Origin of the sequence: Nitrospirillum bahiense (genome assembly GCF_007828025.1) — a bacterium.
Taxonomy (GTDB): domain Bacteria; phylum Pseudomonadota; class Alphaproteobacteria; order Azospirillales; family Azospirillaceae; genus Nitrospirillum; species Nitrospirillum amazonense.
The window spans coordinates 1-15,398 of sequence record NZ_VITO01000001.1; the positions used below are offsets into that span (position 1 = coordinate 1).

Below are 15,398 nucleotides of genomic sequence, written 5' to 3' on the forward strand. Positions count from 1 at the left end.
CAACGATGACGGGACACTCGAAATCGAACTCTCATACGACAACGACGACGAGGTCACTCTCAAAGCCCGAAGAAGCTGACTTCTTCAACACCCTGCTAGGTAAGAACCTTCATGCTGGTCAAGGGCTTGATGATCTCGTGTCTGCCTTCAAGATTTCTGGCAGATCAGTGGAGAGTTTCGACCGGCTGGTTGAGGCTATAGATGCGGCGGGTCAGCGCGCGGGGAAACGCATCCCCATTGTCATTGACGGCCTGAATGAGGCGGAAGACCCGAGAAACTGGAAGGATGAACTCTCACGGGCGGATGAGCTTCTGAAGGGATTCCCATGCGTACTTTTAATAGTAACGCTGCGTAACGAATTCGCGCACATGTGTCTGCCAGAGGAATTTCCTCAATTGGAGCACAAAGGATTCCAAGAAGATACTCAGGTCGCCATCGACAAATATTTTGAGTACTACAAAATTGACGCCACCGACGCAAACCTGCTAATCGAGTTCTTACAGCACCCGTTGACGCTGAGAATCTTTTGCGAGGTGGCGAATCCACGTCGCCAGCCCCAATGTTGGGGTGGAAGCGCTACCTAACTCGCTTGCAAGCCTATTCGACGAGTACTTCAACAAGGTTGCTGCACGAGTTGCTGAGCTTTCACCAGCGGCGCATCGCGTCTATCAAAATGAAGTCGAAGATGCAGTGCTGATGATCGCGGGTATGCTCTGGGAGAACAACGCGAGAAGCGTGGAGTTAAAAGCTGCTCGGACGATTGTTCAAGACGTGGGGCGCTGGGACCTCAGCATCATTCGCGCGCTGGAGTCCGAAGGCGTACTCGTTCGAACGACGTCCCCGGAGGGTGGCCAAGGTATCGCATTTTCGTACGACCTGATTGCTGGACACATGATGGCGCGTCACTTACTTGCCAAGCCTGCCTTGGCGCAGTGGCTGCAAAGCGATGAAGGGCGCGCCAAGTTCCAATTCGGTAAACCTGGATCGCATACCTTCGCCTATGACGTGTTCCAGTCTCTGGTTGGCTTGTACCCGCACCGTCCTAGTAGGCGCCAACTTTGGCAAGATTTGTCGGATGAGAATCTCGTCATGAATGCTCTATTGCTGACGCCTCAATCAGACCCAAGGCAAATCGGCCGGGAAACGGTAGAGCGGTTCGCGCGCGCGATGCAGGAGTCCATGCAGTTCGCGCGTATTGCATTCAAGAGGCTACGGAGTACCAGGGCAGCGCGGGCGCATCCGTATGATATGGACTTTTTGCACGGCGTGCTCTTGGCTATGTCCAATACGCAGCGCGATCTCCTTTGGACGGAGTGGGTTCGAGCAAGCTCTGAGGAAGTTGAAAAGGATTTAAAATTTCTATCTACCAGATGGAAAATAGCTGACCTAGACGAGCGAGAGGTTCGACGGGCGCGGTGGGTGATGTGGACGCTGACGTCGACGTATAGAAGCCTGCGGGACATGGCCACCAAGACACTGTACGAATTCGCTGTTAGGCGGCCCACAGAGTTTTTCCGGCTGGCGGTGGAAGCAACTGCTATTTCAGACCCATACGTCCCAGAGCGAATGTTCGCTGCGGCCTATGGTGCAGCGCTGACCACTTGGTCGGATATCAATGCCGCGGAGATGCGTGAGGCGCTGCCTAAAATTTCACGCGAGATTTATCAAACAATGTTCGCGCCTGGAGCTACGCATCCTACATGGCATGCTCTATATCGGCAATACTGTCTGGGAATCATTGCTATTGCAAGGATGATTGATCCAGTTTTCTTGTCTGAGGAGGAGGCTGCTCATCTCCTTTCGCCGCTGAGCCATTTGCCCAATCCGTTTGACAACATGCCGCATTACGACCAGGCGGTTATAGAACGTGCGAGGCTAGCAGCGATTCAAATGGACTTCGGCAACTATACAATAGGAAGACTGATTCCAGGTCGGTCAAACTATGACGACCGCAACCCAGAGTACCAGCGGGTACTGCCAGCAATTGTCTCACGAATGCTAATGCTCGGTTATGACCCCGAGCAGTTCGAAACTGTTGATCGCCAAATGAACTCCGGCCCCCGTATGGGAAATGATAAGCACCAGATTGACCGATATGGGAAAAAGTATGGATGGATCTCTTACTTTGAGATGTGGGGCGTCCGATGCGCACAGGGCCTCCTTGCCGAAGACCGCAGTGCCCGCCCTTCAGATGTGGACATCGACCCGACATTCCCGCTCGAAGCAGCGAGCATTGACCTGCCGCTTCCAGCCTTGTTTACCGATCACCTTATAGACGCTGGTGACTGGCTAGTAAGAGGTCCGCAACCAGACTACGGCTGCATCCTCGAGATCGAGGAGATTGATGGCCTAACAGGGCCGTGGATCGTACTTGACGGGTACCTCGAACAGAACGCTCCTGCTGATGAACGACAGGTTTTTACCTTCCTTCGAGGTGTGCTCGTGGACAGCGGAGAAGTCGACCGTCTTTGCACGTTGTTCACTGGTCTTAAATACCCCGGCAATCACGCCATTCCAGAAGGACCGAGCTATTACTATACTTATGCGGGTGAGATGCCGTTCCTGTCGATTCCTGGCCTGCCTATTGCCGGTGAGCAAGAGAGCGATCGCGCTGAATATGTAGTGTCAGCTGATGGATGGTCAAACAACGGTGTTGTGGTCGACATCCCAGTGCAAAAGTACGCGTGGGAAAGCTACCATAGCGAGATGAACCAGAGTGGTGGTGCGTGTCTACCTTCTAAACAGCTCTGTGAAGCTTTGAGCCTTAGGTATAGCCCTAACAAATGGGACTTGCACGACGCTTCAGGCGTGGCATCTCTGTACCGCGAAATCGGCGAGTACGGCTCCCAGATTAATGGTAATTTCAGCTATCTGCGCCGTGACCTTCTTGACAGGTATTTGTCGCATTCCAATAAAGTGCTGGTGTGGCTCATGTGGGGAGAGCGTGACTTCCATTACCGATTTTCTGAGAGGTCTAATTTACATAAGCACTATGCAGGCCATAAAAATATTCATAAGGGTATTCGTGTCTATGAGTCAACTTCTAGTGATCGACTTTAAGTCGCGTCGGACAAACGAACTCCCTCAACATATGCTTTCGAATATGTCAATATAGGATGGTCTTCACGGAGGAATCAGCCCTATGACCCAACCGTCCACACCCCCATTCCAGGGGCCCACCATGTGTGCCAACACCCCGGTCTGTGACCAAAAAGAAGCTGGTATTCCAATTCAAGCTCTCGCCCAGGTGGATCGGCTCATCGCTGGCATGGAAGCTGATCTCGATGCCGCCACTGCCGCGCTAGATACAACACTGCAGCGCCTCGAAACCACCGAAGCTTCAGCGCAGGAAGCCACATGACCCACAGGTTTGGAATACCTGCTATCATGGCGGTTGGCATTCTATAGCTCTTGTCCTCCTCGACCATGGAGAAACGGAATGGCGACGCATCAGCTCAGCTTGAGGGTACTGTTCAACGGAGCAGCCGATGAGCAGGAAGTTCAAAGAGCGATTGATAGGATTCGGGACGCCCTGCCTGGTGCTGTGGTACAATTACAAGGTTATTCCACAGCAGTGAGCGTGTCGGAGTTCTCTGAAAAAGACTTTCAAGCCGTTATCAACTCCGAAATGTGCCCAAGACATAGCCGCCTGGACGACCTCCTAGACGAATAGCGATTTTTATTTATATCTTCCAACATTAATTGCAGTCGAACGCTATTCGATCGCCCGGTCGCACCGTCCATTCCGAAAAATAATGCGCTGACATTATGAAGATTTTCCCTGCGCATTAATATTTTATGAATATACACGCTACAATATTAAAGGTGACTATGTTCCAAATCCAAAATACACTGAATGCTCTTAACCCGCTCGTCACATGTATTTCATCGCTAAATTCGGGATGGCGGATCGATCCAGAGTGCGACCTAGCATACGAGTCCTTGCGAAAAATAAGCTGGATAGGGTCCCCGAGCCATCTGTTCGAACTTCTCCGCCCTCTGGATGGAATGTTTCTAACTGGCCAACCCTATGACGCCGAGGTTCGACTGCTGGATATTAGGGGAATTTCTGCTAGCAAATCGGACTATCGTGCCAATCTAGACGCGATGCCTGAATCTATGAGGCTGGCGAATGGCGAGACATTCGGTCCGTTCGATGACGCCGGCATGGCCCAACTGCGCGAAGCGGTGGAGCGCGAGTTCGGCGGTTTCGGGGTTAAAAGGCGCTTCGATCTGTTACGGCAGACCTGGGACGGAATGCTCATTGCCCGCAATGCGGGTGCGTCAAGGCGTTTTTCCCTGTGGCGCCGGCTCGCACGCTGGTCTAACCCTGACTTGAGAGTCCCCGCCAGCATCATCGACATCTCGATTAGCAGCGGCATGCTAAATCTGCTTAAGACGCATCGCGTCACCATTATCCTAACCTCCGCAGTTCCCATGATCGATTTTTGGGCCCTTGCGAGCCGTTGGCGAAACATGAGTTTCGCGCCGACGCAACCAGGGGAGGGCGTTCTGATACTACCAAAGCCGGAAACCGTGCCGATTTTTGCGAGTAGACTTGGACGTATCCATAGCCGCCTAGAACAAGATGGATGCTTCGATTTGGGGCGCTATCTAGCCGACCGTAGGGGATTGTGGAAGCCGGAAATAATATTAAATTAAAATTGAGACATCGAAGGGCATGTCTCCGACATCGGATAATATCCGGCCCAGTGGATGCATCATTCACCGACCCAACATTTCATCTATTCGATTCATTCGGTATCAAATAGTATTGCCCCTGCTACAGTTCTTCGCCATTCGGCATGAGAGGCCGCAACTTCATCGGCCGGAGTGATCTGCCTACCTCACTCGCGCAAAAAATATGTGATGAGCCTTTACAAATTTCGCCTTGGCGAAACGAGGGTGTTCCCTCGTGCTCCCCTTGCGCTCGAGTTGCGTCGAATCGATGATTCGACGCAACTCGAGCGCCACATGTAAACTTTTACGCCTCATTTGAGCAGGATGTTTACACTTCCTGAGCTAAATCCTTGAAAAAGATAAAAAATATGTTTATAATCAAATACGTAGACGTTGTTTACACAGCGTAAGTATGCATAACCGTTCTGATCCGGAACGGACGTATACGAAGGGCCGCGGAGACGCGGCCCTTCCCTTTTGGACTCAGCGCCCGAATTCGTGGCGCAATTCATCCTTGGCGGCCTCCAGCACCGTCTTCTGTGATTGCGGCAGGTTTTTGCCCGCGCGGTTGATGTAAAAGGTCAACATCGACATTGCCGAGCGGTAGGGCGACGATTTCCGCCGGTGGCTGGCCTCGGCGGACTGTTTCAGGGACTTCGCGATCTCCTTTGGATCATGCGATTCGAAGACGTGGTTCTTGAGGTCCAGCGCGTCGCTGTGTTCCGTGACCTCGGCTGACCATTTTCGCTTCCCGGTCATTTCTCTTCTCCTTCCGGACTCAGGACGTGCTGCCGCGCCCTTGCGGCTTGTTCGCCATGGTTCCGGTTCCGGCGGAGCTTTCGGCGCGGTCGCCCTGGGGGCCTTTCTGGCCGCTACCGGCCGCACTCCAATCCCCTTTTGACTTGGCTTGGGGGCCCGTGCCGCCGGTGCTGGCGGGCGGATCGTACGGCGGACCCTCCATGCCGCGCGACTTCTTGGTCGCGGCGTGGCTGGTCATATGCCACTCCTGCTTCAGGCGCTGGGGGTCGCTGGCCTCGTGCACATCGTCCTTTCGGTCGGTGGTGTCTTGGTGCTGGGACATGTTCTCCTCCGGCGTTGGGTCGGCCGGGCTTGCCCGGCTCTTCCCTAACGTAAGGACGGGGGAGGGGTATTCGTTCCCGGGGATTGCCCAGGGCCCGCCCCCGGATGCTAGGGTGACGGCCTGGCATCGGAACCCATGAGACTGAGACCATGCGCACGCTGAAGGTCGCCCTGCACCAGATGAACTACACCACGGGCGATTTCCGGGGGAATTTCGAGCGGACCAAGGCCAGCATCCTGGGGCAGGCGCACGCCGACCTGCACGTCCTGCCGGAATGCGCCGTGGCCAACTATGCCGCCGGCGACTATCTGCTGGAGGCCGACTATCAGCAGTCCATCGTCCATTGGACGGAGCAGTACCGCCTGCTGTCGGAAGAGGCCGGCACCACCATCGCCGTGGGCACCCCCCTGCGCGGCAAGGTGCAGGGGCGCAAGATGGGCAATGGCCTGGTGGTGTTCGAGCGGGGCCGCGCGGTGCTGAGCCAGTTCAAGACCCACCTGCCCAACTATGACGTCTTCGACGACGTGCGCTGGTTCGAGGCCCGGGGGGAACAGACGGGCGCCGATGCCGAAATGGGCGTGCTGCGGTTCCAGGCCGCCGGCGGCCCCGTCACCCTGGGCTTCTGCATCTGCGAGGACATCTGGTTCGACGACGTCACCCATGACTTGAGGCAGATGGGCGCGGAGGTCATCGTCTCCCTCAACGCCAGCCCCTATGCCATCGCCAAGGGTAATTTCCGCCGCCGCCTGTTCGCCCAGCGCATCCAGGAGACGGGCCTGCCCCTGGTCTACGTCAATCAGGTGGGCGGCAATGACGAGCTGGTGTGGGAAGGCTGTTCCGCCATCATGGATCCGGCCGGCGCCATTTATGAGATGGCAATCGGCGGGGAAGGGGGCGCCACCGTGACCCTGGCGGATCAGGGTCAGGGCTTCCGCCTGACCGAGACGCAGGCGCCCGTCCAGCTGACCGACCCGCAGGAACGCTATCTGGTCGTGGGCCTGGGCCTGCGTGACTACATCGAGAAAAACGGCTTCCAGGACGTGGTCTTCGGCCTGTCCGGCGGGGCCGATTCCACCCTGGTGGCGGCCTTGGCGGCCGACGTGTTCGGCCCGGCCAAGGTCAATGCCGTCATGATGCCCTCGCCCTACACCAGTTCCGGTTCCAACACCCGGGCGGCGGACTTCGCGGCCGGCGTGGGCGCGGGCTTCAGCGCCATCAGCCTGCCCATCACCGTGGAGTATGAGGCCGGGCTGGCCAAGTTCCGCAACGCCTTCGGCCGTGACATGGGCAGCCTGGCGGATGAGAACCTGCAGGCGCAGATCCGGGGCAATACCCTGTCCGCCATCTCCAACGACCATGGCCGCCGCGCCATCCTGGGCACCAGTAACAAGAGCGAGATCCTGATGGGATACGGAACGCTCTACGGCGACATGCGCGGCGCCTTCAACCCGCTGAAGGACCTGTACAAGGCCATCGATGTCTTCCCCATCCTGGAGATGCGCCTGGCCCAAGCGCAAAACCCGGACCCGCTGTTCGCCCGCATCTGGGAAGGGGCCTTCGGCAAGCCGCTGGAGGCCTACGACGCCAAGGCCCAGGCCGCCTTGCGCGCCGTCATCGATGTGGAGCCCAGCGCCGAGCTGAAGCACAACCAGCGCGACACCGACAGCCTGCCGCCCTATCCCCGCCTGGATGCGGTGTTGTGGGAGATGGAGGACGCCAAGGAGCGACAGACCGACGCGGAGATCGCGGAAAAGCTGGGTGAGCCGCTGGAATTCGTGCAGGACATCCGCCGCCGCGTCCGCCGGGCGGAGTTCAAGCGCTTCCAGTCCCCGCCCGGCCCCAAGGTGCACCGCAAGTCGCCCACCACCAAGGACCGGCGGTTCCCCCTGACGGCGCGCTTCACAGGCTGATCGCGCGCCCGTGACTTTTCTGTAGCGGGGGCATAGCGCCGGTGCGGCCGGCCCGCTACCGCAGTAGGATGCAACCTGTTGGTGCGGAAACAGGCCTGCAGGCTGGTCTCGAATGCGTCGATCGTTTCCAGCGTGGTCCGCCGCGACGCTTGCCGTCCTTGCCCTGGTTCCTGGCCAGGCTTCGGCCCAGCAGACGCCACAGACACCGGATGCCGGCAGCATCCTGCGCGACACTGAACGCACCACCCCGCGCCTGACGGCGCCGCCCGCGCCCCTGCGCCCGGTGGTGCCGGAGGCGCCGCCCCCGGAGCGCCCGGCCCAAGGCCCCACCGTCCACGTCACCGCCTTCCACATCGCGGCCACGCTGTTTCCGGAAGCGGAGTTGCAGGCGGTGCTGGCGCCTTTCCGTGACCGCGACCTGACCCTGGGGGAGTTGCAATCGGCAGCAAGCGCAGTCAGCACCTATTACCGCCAGCACGGCTATCTGGCGCGCGCCTACCTGCCCCGGCAGGAAATCCGCGACGGCGTCGTCACCATCGCCGTGCAGGAAAGCCGCCTGGGCCGCGTGGTGGTAGACCCCAGCAGCGACACGCGCCTGGATGCCGACACCGCCGCCGGATACCTGCTGGACCGCCAAGCCAGGGGCGAGGCCCTGCGCCTGGATGCGCTGGAAGGGGGTGTAGCGGCGCTGGACGCGCTGCCGGGCATCACGGCCACGGCAACGGCGGAGGCCGGGCAGGCGGCCGACCAGACCGACATCCGCCTGAAGCTCACCGAGGGGCCGCTATTCAGTGGCGTCGCCCTGGTGGACAACCAGGCGCAGCGGGCCAGCGGCGGTTGGCGCGGCATCGCCGTGCTGTCGGCCAACGACCTGGCCGGCATTGGCGACCAGACCGTCCTGACCGGCGTGCGCAGCCTGGGCAGCAACTACAGTCGCCTGGCCGCCACCCTGCCCGTGGGCTACTCCGGCCTGCGCCTGGGCGTCAATGGCAGCGCCTTCGATTATCGCGTCGCCCATGACTTCAACGCCGGCACGCCTGACGGGTGGGGCGCCACCGGCGGGGCGGTGGCCACCCTGCCGCTGTGGCGGACGGAGGATACGGCCCTGGACGGCCGCCTGGTCTATGAACATCGCCGTTTGGTCAACCGCACGGCGGAGATTGCGACGGGCATCACCGTCATTGACGCCGCCACCCTGGGCGTGAGCGGGGTGGCGCGCGACGGCTGGGATGGCGTCGACCAGGTGGATGGGACCCTGACCGCCGGCAATGTCGACCTGGGTGGCGTGCCGGAGAACCAAGCGGTGGACGATGCCTCCGCCCGCACCCAGGGCGGTTACGCCAAGCTGGCCCTGACCCTCAGCCACGCCCAGCCCTTGGGTGAGGGGGTGGAGTTGGTGGCGCGGCTGGCCGGCCAGTGGGCCAGCAGCAACTTGGACAGCTCCGAACGGCTGGCCCTGGGCGGCCCCGACGCCATCCGCGCCTATCCCGTGAACGAGGGGCAGGGGGCGGAGGGGGCCCTGGGCACCCTGGAACTGCGCTGGCGCCCCGTGGACAGCCTGCGCCTGGCGGCCTTCTGGGATGGCGGGTGGATACGCCAGTTCGTCAGCCCCTGGGCCGGCTGGAACCGGGGCACGGACCTGCCCAACGACTATGGCCTGCAGGGCATCGGCGTTGCCGTCAGTTGGCGGCCGGTGGACGCCCTGACGCTCGATGCGACGCTGGCCCATGTGGTGGGCGACAACCCCGGCCGCATCGCGGGGACCGACAGTGATGGTTTGCGCCGCCACACCCGCGCCTGGGTGCGGGTGACGGGTAGCTTCTGACGGGCCGCCAGGGCATCGCAAGCCGGACGCCCGGCAGCCGTGCGCCGCTCGCGGGTTGCGGCGGCGCGCCCGGCGCGGTAGGCAAGGGGGACGCCCGAACGGCCGGCCGTTGGGCGATGATAAAGCCACCCGAGCGCGCCCGTCATGGCCCAGTCCGAGATCCCCGTGCCGCCGGAACTGTCGGCGGCGGTGACGCCCTTGCCGCCCCTGGATGAGGCGGCGGTGGAGAAGGCCTGTCCCGGCTTGCCGCCCCGGGCCCCCAATGAGCGCCTGTTGCCCCGCATCCTGGTCCATGCCCGCGACCTTGTGCTGCTGGCCACGCCCCTGATGCTGACCCGCATCGGCCAGTTGTTCATGCAGACGGTCGACACCGCCATGGTCGGGCGCCACAGCGCGGAGGAACTGGCCTATTTCAGCCTGGGCGGCACCCCGGTGGGCACGGCCTTCGCCACCGTGGTCGGCCTGATGATGGGCACCATCATTCTGGTGGCCCAGGCGGTGGGGGCGGGGCGCCCGCGTGACGCCGGCGCGGTCTGGCGCCGCTCGCTGCCCTACGCCCTGCTGATCGGCAGTGTCGTCGCCATCGGCTGCCAGTTCGGCGAGGCCTTCTTCCTGCTGACGGGGCAGGAGCCTGGGATCGCCCACGGGGCGGCCCCCGTCATCGCCATCCTGGGCCTGGGCATGCCGGCGGCGGTGCTGCAGATCAGCACCTCCTTCTTCCTGGAGGGCATCAAGCGGCCATTCCCGGCCATGGTCTCCATGATCGTGGCCAACCTCCTGAACTTCGCCCTGGATTACACCCTGGTGTTCGGCCATTTCGGCATGCCGGCGCTGGGGGCGGTGGGGTCCGCCATCGCCACCACCACCATACGCTGGCTGACGGCGCTGGGCCTGATCCTGTACGTCTGGACCATGCGCGACCACGTCCACTACGGTGTGCGCGGATCCTTCCTGGAATGGCGGGAGGGGCGGCCGCACCGTCACCTGGGCTATGCCGCCGGCCTCAGCCAGGGGGCGGAATCCACCGCCTTCGGCACCATGGGCATTTTCGCCGGTTGGCTGGGCGCCTTGGGCCTGGGGGCCTATGCCGTGGGACTGAACCTGCTGGCCCTCATCTTCATGGCGGCCTTGGGCCTGGCCTCAGCCACGGCGGTGCAGGTGGGCCAGGCGCACGGTGCTGGCAACCGCCGTGAGGCGACGCTGGCCGGGTGGACGGGCCTGACCCTGACCGCCCTGATCATGGTCGTCGTCGGCGTGGTGCTGTCGTCGGTGCCGGAGGGCATCGCCACCCTCTACGCCAGCGATCCTGACCTCATCCGCGTGTTGGTGCCTGCCATCGCCTTCATGGCCTGGATCGTGGTGGCGGACGGCGGGCAGACGGTCATGGCCAGCGCGCTTCGCGGCCAAGGTGACAGCTGGATACCAACCGCCCTACATTTCTTCAGCTACTACGGTGTCATGATCCCCACGGCGGCCTATGCGGCCTTCCACCTGGGGCATGGCATCATGGGCATCTTCGAGGGCATCCTGGTGGCCAGCATCGTGGCGGTCACGGTGCTGATGACCCGTTTCCACCTGCTGTCGCGGCGCTGAGCCGCTTCTGTTATCCTCGCGGCTTAGGAAACCAAGGCCGCGGGTCATGACGGAACTGACGGTACAGGCGCTGCTGGACACGGACACGGCGCACATCCGCGACGTGGCCTGCGCCGGCACCTGCCGGCATCGCAGCGCCGGGGAATGCGCCGGCGCCACCACACTGGTCTTTCCCTATCGCGGCATCTATGTCCGCCACCTGGGCCGGGATGAGGCGGTGGCCGAGGCCAACCAGGTGCTGTTCTTCAACAAGGGCGATGAATACAGCGTCAGCCATCCGGTGACGGGCGGCGACGCCTGCCTGTCCATCACCGTGGACGAGGCGTTGCTGCAGGAACTGGCACCGCGTGAGCATGTGCGTGACCAGGGCGTCCTGGCCTTCCGCCATCAGCGGCTGCGCATCGACCCACGCGCCCAGGTGCTGGCCGCCCTGCTGCGCCACAGCCTGGCCCAGGGTGCCGCCGAGACGCTGGAGGCGGAGGCGCTGACCCTGACGCTGATCCGCCGGGCGCTGGGGGAGCGGACGTCGCACGCGCCCCAGGCCAGCATTGGCCATCGGAAGCTGGTGGACCGGGCCAAGCTGGCGCTCAGCGGCGACCTCACCCGGCGCTGGACTCTGGCGGAGATCGCGGGCGAGGTCGGCGTCTCCCCCGTCTACCTCACCCAGGTGTTCCAGCAGGTGGAGGCGGTGCCCCTCTATCGCTATCAGCTACGCCTGCGGTTGACCCGGGCGCTGGATCTGCTGGGCGAATACGACGACATCACCACGCTCAGCATGGACTTGGGCTTCTCCAGCCACAGCCATTTCAGCGCCGCCTTCCGCCAGGCCTATGGCCGTACCCCGGCGGAGTTTCAACGCTCCGTCCGCGCCCGGTAAGTCGCTAAAGATTCCGACAGCGGTGGGGGCGGGCGAAATGGTCTCTTCCCCTTGGGCCGGAACGGCCGGCCCTGAGTGACCGGAGGAGAACCATCATGAGCGAGAAGACCTGCGCCGCCTGCGATTACCCGCTGGATGAAAACGCCATCAGCGTGACCATCGGCGGCCGCACCGTGGAGGCCTGCTGCCAGGAATGCGCCGACAAGCTGCGCGAGGCCCAGGCGGCGGCCGGCGGCGGCGACTGAACCGGCGGCGACGGCAAAAAGGGCGGGGCTTCGCGGCTCCGCCCTTTTTCTTTGAAACGCCTCAGCGCCGGGGAAAGCCGAAGCTGAGGCTGGAGAAGACGGTTTCGAAATCCGTCTCCGCCATGGGCGGCTGCGGCTTGGTCCAGATGACGTTCAGCAGCCAATCACCGGCATCGGGCAGGGGGAAGCGGGCGCGGCCGTCGCCGTCGGTGCGGCGGGTTTCCAGCGGCTCCGCGTCATGGGCCAGGTCCGTCAGCTTGACCAGGGCGCCCGCCAGGGGCCGGCCCTCATAATAGATCCGCACCGGCAGGTCGGCCGGCCGGGGCAGGGCGTACGGATCGACCTCCGGCACGATCTCCAGCGTCAGGCCCAGGGGACGAGTCACCGCCGCGTCGCTGCTGCCGGATCCGACCCGCACCAGCACCTTGGCCCGACGGCTGTAATTCTCCGCCCCATCGGCGTCCATGCGATGGCCGGCGCGGCGCAGTTCGAGGGCGGGCGTGAGCCCCTCCACGGTCAGGTAGTCGTTGAAGCGCAGGGCGGGCAAGTGACTCTGCGCCCTATCGTCCGTCTCCAGCACCAGGACATGGGTGCCGGGGGCGGTGAGACGGACGGCACCGTCCTCATCAGCCTCGCCGGGGTGCAGGGCGGCGCGCAGGTCGGACGCCGTCCCATCCGGCGCCACGGCCAGGAAGCGGACGATGCGGCGCGCGGGCAAGGGGGAGCGTTGGCGGTAGGGGCCGTGCCCCACCTGCAAGGTCAGGGGCAGGAGGGCGCCGGGGGCGGAATGGAAACCCTCCGGCTGTACCCAGAAGTCATGGGCCGATGCGGGGGCCGACGCGGGCAAGGCCGCCAGCATCGCCGTCAGGGCCAGCGTTCTCAGCATTGCGCACCTCATTCCAAATGATCCGGCAGATAGCCGGGCGTCACCGGCAGGCAGGCCAGGGTGACCGCCAGCACGGCCACGGCGACCAGCCAGCTGGACATGACCCGCACGGCGGGGAAGGACAGGTGGCGCATTGCCCAGGCTGCGGCCGGCAGCAGGGCCAGGGCGGGCAGGGCCGCCAGCAGATCCAGCGGCGCGTCCGTCACGGCGGCGAGTGCGCCGGACCACAGGCCGGCGTTGACCGCCAGGCCCCAGGCGAGATGCCGGTCGGTGCGGCAAACCAGGCCGCCGGCCGCGGTCACCGCCACGCTGATCCAGCAGCCGACGAACACCCCGTCATGCCAAGGGGGTGGGTAGGTGGCCGCAACACCCGTCGTCAGGACCAACAGGCCCAGGCAAAGCCACCAGGCGCGCCGGGGGGCGGAGGCCAAGGACAAGGCCAGCGCCGCGTAAAGCAGCAGCAGGGGCGGCAGCGCGCTTCTCATGACAGCACCGCACGGGTGAGGAAGCCCACGCCCAACAGGGCGATGGCCCCGCCCAGCCCCCGAGTTACACGCATCCCGCTGGGTCGGCGGTTCAAATGGCCGACGGCGACGCCCGCCAGATGCAGCAGGCCGGTGGCCAGGACGAAGCCGGCGCTGTATCCGGCGGGATCGGCGGCCGACGGCAGTTCCCGTCCATGGGCATAGCCGTGGAACAGGGCGAAGACGGCCACCAGCGCCAGGGCCAGCCAGACCGGCGCCTTGATCCCGCCGGCGACGCAGCCGCCCAGCACCAGGACGGAGCAGGCGATGCCCAGTTCCTCCGGCGGTAGGGGAATCCCCACCATGCCGGCGACGGCGCCCACCACCATCATGGCGGGGAACAGGATGGGCAGGGCCAGCAGCAGGGGATTGCCCAGGATGGCGCCCCACAGGCCCACCGCCACCATGGCCAGCAGATGGTCCAGGCCGCTGAAGGGATGCAGGAGTCCCGGTCCGAATCCGCCCGGCAGGCCGGTGCCGCTGTGCGCCGCCGCCGGGTGGCTGATAGCCAGCGCGGCCGCGACAAGGATCCAGCGCTTCATGACGGCGGCACCTTCGGCGCCACCAGGAAGGGGAAGATTGTGTTGGACGGCGGGTGCTCATCCCGCGTCAGGCCGTCGGCCACACCGGCGGCGGTGCCGTTCACCAGGAAGGAGCGATAGATGTTCGAGGCGTCGTAGGTCAGCGTCCGGCCGCCGCAGTCGGACCGCAGCGCCCGTTCGTCCGACAGGGCCGCCAGCTCCACGGCGAACATCTGCGTGCAGATGCCGGTGGCGCTGTTCACCCACAGCCTGTCATCAGCAAGCGTCGCCGCCAGGCGGTGATAGCGCCGCGCGGGCGATGCCCTGGCATCGGCCAGCCATTGGTTGCCGCACTGGCCGTCGAAGCTGTCGTAATAGGCCAGGCCCCTGGCGATCTCCGCCTCGAACCGGGCGCCGTCGGCGGGGGTGGCGGCGTTGTACGCCTCCTTCCACCGGTCGCCCTCCTCATCGGAACGCAACTGGCCCAGCAAGGCATTGCCCGTCAGCGGCCGGCCGGCACGGTCCACTTGGCCTTTGGCCCCCGCGGTGGCCGCCCAGACGGCCAGCAGCGGGCCACCCTGGTTCACCGCGTCCACGTCCACCGACGCCACGATGGCCATGGGCGTCCAGCCGGCCAGCAGGTTCTTGGCCGGGCCGCCGTCGGTGTGGCGCCACTTGTCCAGGATCTCGGCCGAGGTGGCGGCGTCGAAGGCGGGACAGCCGGCCTTGTCCTTGGCCACACCCCGGGCCAGGGCCGCCTCCGCCACCTGGTAGGCCTGGCGGGTGCCACGCACGTTGTTGAAGAAGGGGTCGTCGCGCAGGCCGGCGTACAGGCGGACGCGATGGTGTTCGCCCCACAGCCCCTCCGTCGAGCTGGCATCGCCCTGGACGCGGTCAATGCCGCCCAGGCGGCAATCCGCCTGCTGCAGGCCGGGGAAGCGGCAGGTCAGGTCCATGCTTCTTCCCGAGGCGTTCCCGGGTTTGCCGAAGCGGTGGGCGCTGTCGATGTGGAAGGTGTAGTCCAACCGGTCGGACAGGCTGTGCCCGACGATGGTCATCACCAGGTTCAGCTGGCGCCCGTCCGGGCTCATCCAGGCGTAGAGGTCACCAATATCGGCGCGCGGGTCGGCGATGACGGTGGGCGTGTCCAGGTGGTCGGACGCGAGGACAGGCCCGCTGAAGGGCGGCAGTCCGAGGGGCAATAGGGCCGCCAGCAGCGGGATGAGGTGCCTGAACGGGCGCATGATGGGCTTTCC

The 15,398-nt window shown here is 63.7% G+C and carries 16 protein-coding genes; 10 read left to right on the top strand and 6 right to left on the bottom strand.

Going from position 1 to position 15,398, the window contains the following annotated elements; all coding sequences use genetic code 11:
* The 5 genes from FBZ88_RS30485 to FBZ88_RS00020 all read left to right on the top strand — a co-directional run.
* Positions 1-584 (top strand): hypothetical protein (locus FBZ88_RS30485; protein ID WP_211102461.1); only part of this gene is annotated, 584 nt, incomplete at its 5' end.
* A complete protein-coding gene (locus FBZ88_RS00005) occupies positions 568-3,060 on the top strand; it encodes a hypothetical protein (RefSeq protein WP_211102462.1) in 2,493 nt (830 codons plus the stop codon). The genes FBZ88_RS30485 and FBZ88_RS00005, both read left to right, overlap by 17 nt.
* Before the next feature lie 121 nt (positions 3,061-3,181).
* Complete coding sequence (locus FBZ88_RS00010) at positions 3,182-3,361, top strand: hypothetical protein (RefSeq protein WP_145614846.1); 180 nt, start codon at positions 3,182-3,184, stop codon at positions 3,359-3,361.
* 78 nt (positions 3,362-3,439) lie between these two features.
* Positions 3,440-3,673, top strand: coding sequence for a hypothetical protein (locus FBZ88_RS00015; RefSeq protein ID WP_145614847.1), 234 nt, complete (start codon positions 3,440-3,442; stop codon positions 3,671-3,673).
* A gap of 335 nt (positions 3,674-4,008) precedes the next feature.
* Positions 4,009-4,662, top strand: coding sequence for a hypothetical protein (locus tag FBZ88_RS00020; RefSeq protein WP_145614848.1), 654 nt, complete (start codon positions 4,009-4,011; stop codon positions 4,660-4,662).
* A gap of 501 nt (positions 4,663-5,163) precedes the next feature.
* Here the strand turns inward: FBZ88_RS00020 and FBZ88_RS00025 are convergent.
* Both FBZ88_RS00025 and FBZ88_RS00030 read right to left on the bottom strand, forming a co-directional pair.
* A complete protein-coding gene (locus FBZ88_RS00025) occupies positions 5,164-5,439 on the bottom strand; it encodes a DUF3175 domain-containing protein (RefSeq protein WP_145614849.1) in 276 nt (91 codons plus the stop codon).
* A gap of 19 nt (positions 5,440-5,458) precedes the next feature.
* Positions 5,459-5,761 carry a hypothetical protein gene (locus tag FBZ88_RS00030; RefSeq protein WP_145614850.1) on the bottom strand — a complete coding sequence of 101 codons (303 nt, stop codon included), beginning with the start codon at positions 5,759-5,761 and terminating at the stop codon, positions 5,459-5,461.
* Positions 5,762-5,910: 149 nt separating this feature from the next.
* Between FBZ88_RS00030 and nadE the strand changes: the two genes are divergently transcribed.
* From nadE to FBZ88_RS30085, 5 genes are all read left to right on the top strand, one after another.
* The gene (gene nadE, locus FBZ88_RS00035; protein WP_145614851.1) at positions 5,911-7,671 is read left to right on the top strand and encodes an NAD(+) synthase; all 1,761 of its coding nucleotides are present in this window, start codon (positions 5,911-5,913) and stop codon (positions 7,669-7,671) included.
* Between the two features lie 112 nt (positions 7,672-7,783).
* Complete coding sequence (locus FBZ88_RS00040) at positions 7,784-9,496, top strand: ShlB/FhaC/HecB family hemolysin secretion/activation protein (RefSeq protein ID WP_145614852.1); 1,713 nt, start codon at positions 7,784-7,786, stop codon at positions 9,494-9,496.
* A gap of 144 nt (positions 9,497-9,640) precedes the next feature.
* Positions 9,641-11,089 (top strand): MATE family efflux transporter, encoded by a 1,449-nt coding sequence (locus tag FBZ88_RS00045; protein ID WP_145614853.1) that lies wholly within the window; start codon positions 9,641-9,643, stop codon positions 11,087-11,089.
* Between the two features lie 46 nt (positions 11,090-11,135).
* Positions 11,136-11,966 carry a helix-turn-helix transcriptional regulator gene (locus tag FBZ88_RS00050; RefSeq protein WP_145614854.1) on the top strand — a complete coding sequence of 277 codons (831 nt, stop codon included), beginning with the start codon at positions 11,136-11,138 and terminating at the stop codon, positions 11,964-11,966.
* Positions 11,967-12,061: 95 nt separating this feature from the next.
* Positions 12,062-12,211: a hypothetical protein gene (locus FBZ88_RS30085; protein WP_186291334.1), complete on the top strand. Its 150-nt coding sequence runs from the start codon at positions 12,062-12,064 to the stop codon at positions 12,209-12,211.
* Positions 12,212-12,272: 61 nt separating this feature from the next.
* Here FBZ88_RS30085 and FBZ88_RS00055 read toward each other — a convergent pair whose 3' ends face one another.
* From FBZ88_RS00055 to FBZ88_RS00070, 4 genes are read right to left on the bottom strand one after another with little or no spacing between them, the layout of a single operon-like run.
* The gene (locus tag FBZ88_RS00055) at positions 12,273-13,097 is read right to left on the bottom strand and encodes a DUF4198 domain-containing protein (RefSeq protein ID WP_145614855.1); all 825 of its coding nucleotides are present in this window, start codon (positions 13,095-13,097) and stop codon (positions 12,273-12,275) included.
* Between the two features lie 8 nt (positions 13,098-13,105).
* On the bottom strand, positions 13,106-13,582 hold the full coding sequence (locus FBZ88_RS00060) for a hypothetical protein (protein ID WP_145614856.1): 477 nt from the start codon (positions 13,580-13,582) through the stop codon (positions 13,106-13,108).
* Positions 13,579-14,163, bottom strand: a complete 585-nt coding sequence (locus FBZ88_RS00065) for a HupE/UreJ family protein (protein WP_145614857.1) — start codon at positions 14,161-14,163, stop codon at positions 13,579-13,581. The genes FBZ88_RS00060 and FBZ88_RS00065 overlap by 4 nt, the downstream gene beginning before the upstream one ends.
* Entirely contained in the window at positions 14,160-15,386 is a 1,227-nt protein-coding gene (locus tag FBZ88_RS00070) for a DUF4331 domain-containing protein (RefSeq protein ID WP_145614858.1), read from the bottom strand. The genes FBZ88_RS00065 and FBZ88_RS00070 overlap by 4 nt, the downstream gene beginning before the upstream one ends.
* Positions 15,387-15,398: the final 12 nt, after the last annotated feature.

Excerpts from the sequence above, each read along its gene's own strand:
- FBZ88_RS00060 (WP_145614856.1), bottom strand. The coding sequence starts at position 13,582 with ATGAGAAGCGCGCTGCCGCCCCTGCTGCTGCTTTACGCGGCGCTGGCC.
- nadE (WP_145614851.1), top strand. The coding sequence starts at position 5,911 with ATGCGCACGCTGAAGGTCGCCCTGCACCAGATGAACTACACCACGGGC.
- FBZ88_RS00020 (WP_145614848.1), top strand. The coding sequence starts at position 4,009 with ATGTTTCTAACTGGCCAACCCTATGACGCCGAGGTTCGACTGCTGGAT.
- FBZ88_RS00055 (WP_145614855.1), bottom strand. The coding sequence starts at position 13,097 with ATGCTGAGAACGCTGGCCCTGACGGCGATGCTGGCGGCCTTGCCCGCG.
- FBZ88_RS00030 (WP_145614850.1), bottom strand. The coding sequence starts at position 5,761 with ATGTCCCAGCACCAAGACACCACCGACCGAAAGGACGATGTGCACGAG.
- FBZ88_RS00040 (WP_145614852.1), top strand. The coding sequence starts at position 7,784 with ATGCGTCGATCGTTTCCAGCGTGGTCCGCCGCGACGCTTGCCGTCCTT.
- FBZ88_RS00050 (WP_145614854.1), top strand. The coding sequence starts at position 11,136 with ATGACGGAACTGACGGTACAGGCGCTGCTGGACACGGACACGGCGCAC.
- FBZ88_RS00070 (WP_145614858.1), bottom strand. The coding sequence starts at position 15,386 with ATGCGCCCGTTCAGGCACCTCATCCCGCTGCTGGCGGCCCTATTGCCC.
- FBZ88_RS00065 (WP_145614857.1), bottom strand. The coding sequence starts at position 14,163 with ATGAAGCGCTGGATCCTTGTCGCGGCCGCGCTGGCTATCAGCCACCCG.
- FBZ88_RS00010 (WP_145614846.1), top strand. The coding sequence starts at position 3,182 with ATGTGTGCCAACACCCCGGTCTGTGACCAAAAAGAAGCTGGTATTCCA.
- FBZ88_RS00025 (WP_145614849.1), bottom strand. The coding sequence starts at position 5,439 with ATGACCGGGAAGCGAAAATGGTCAGCCGAGGTCACGGAACACAGCGAC.
- FBZ88_RS00045 (WP_145614853.1), top strand. The coding sequence starts at position 9,641 with ATGGCCCAGTCCGAGATCCCCGTGCCGCCGGAACTGTCGGCGGCGGTG.
- FBZ88_RS30085 (WP_186291334.1), top strand. The coding sequence starts at position 12,062 with ATGAGCGAGAAGACCTGCGCCGCCTGCGATTACCCGCTGGATGAAAAC.
- FBZ88_RS00015 (WP_145614847.1), top strand. The coding sequence starts at position 3,440 with ATGGCGACGCATCAGCTCAGCTTGAGGGTACTGTTCAACGGAGCAGCC.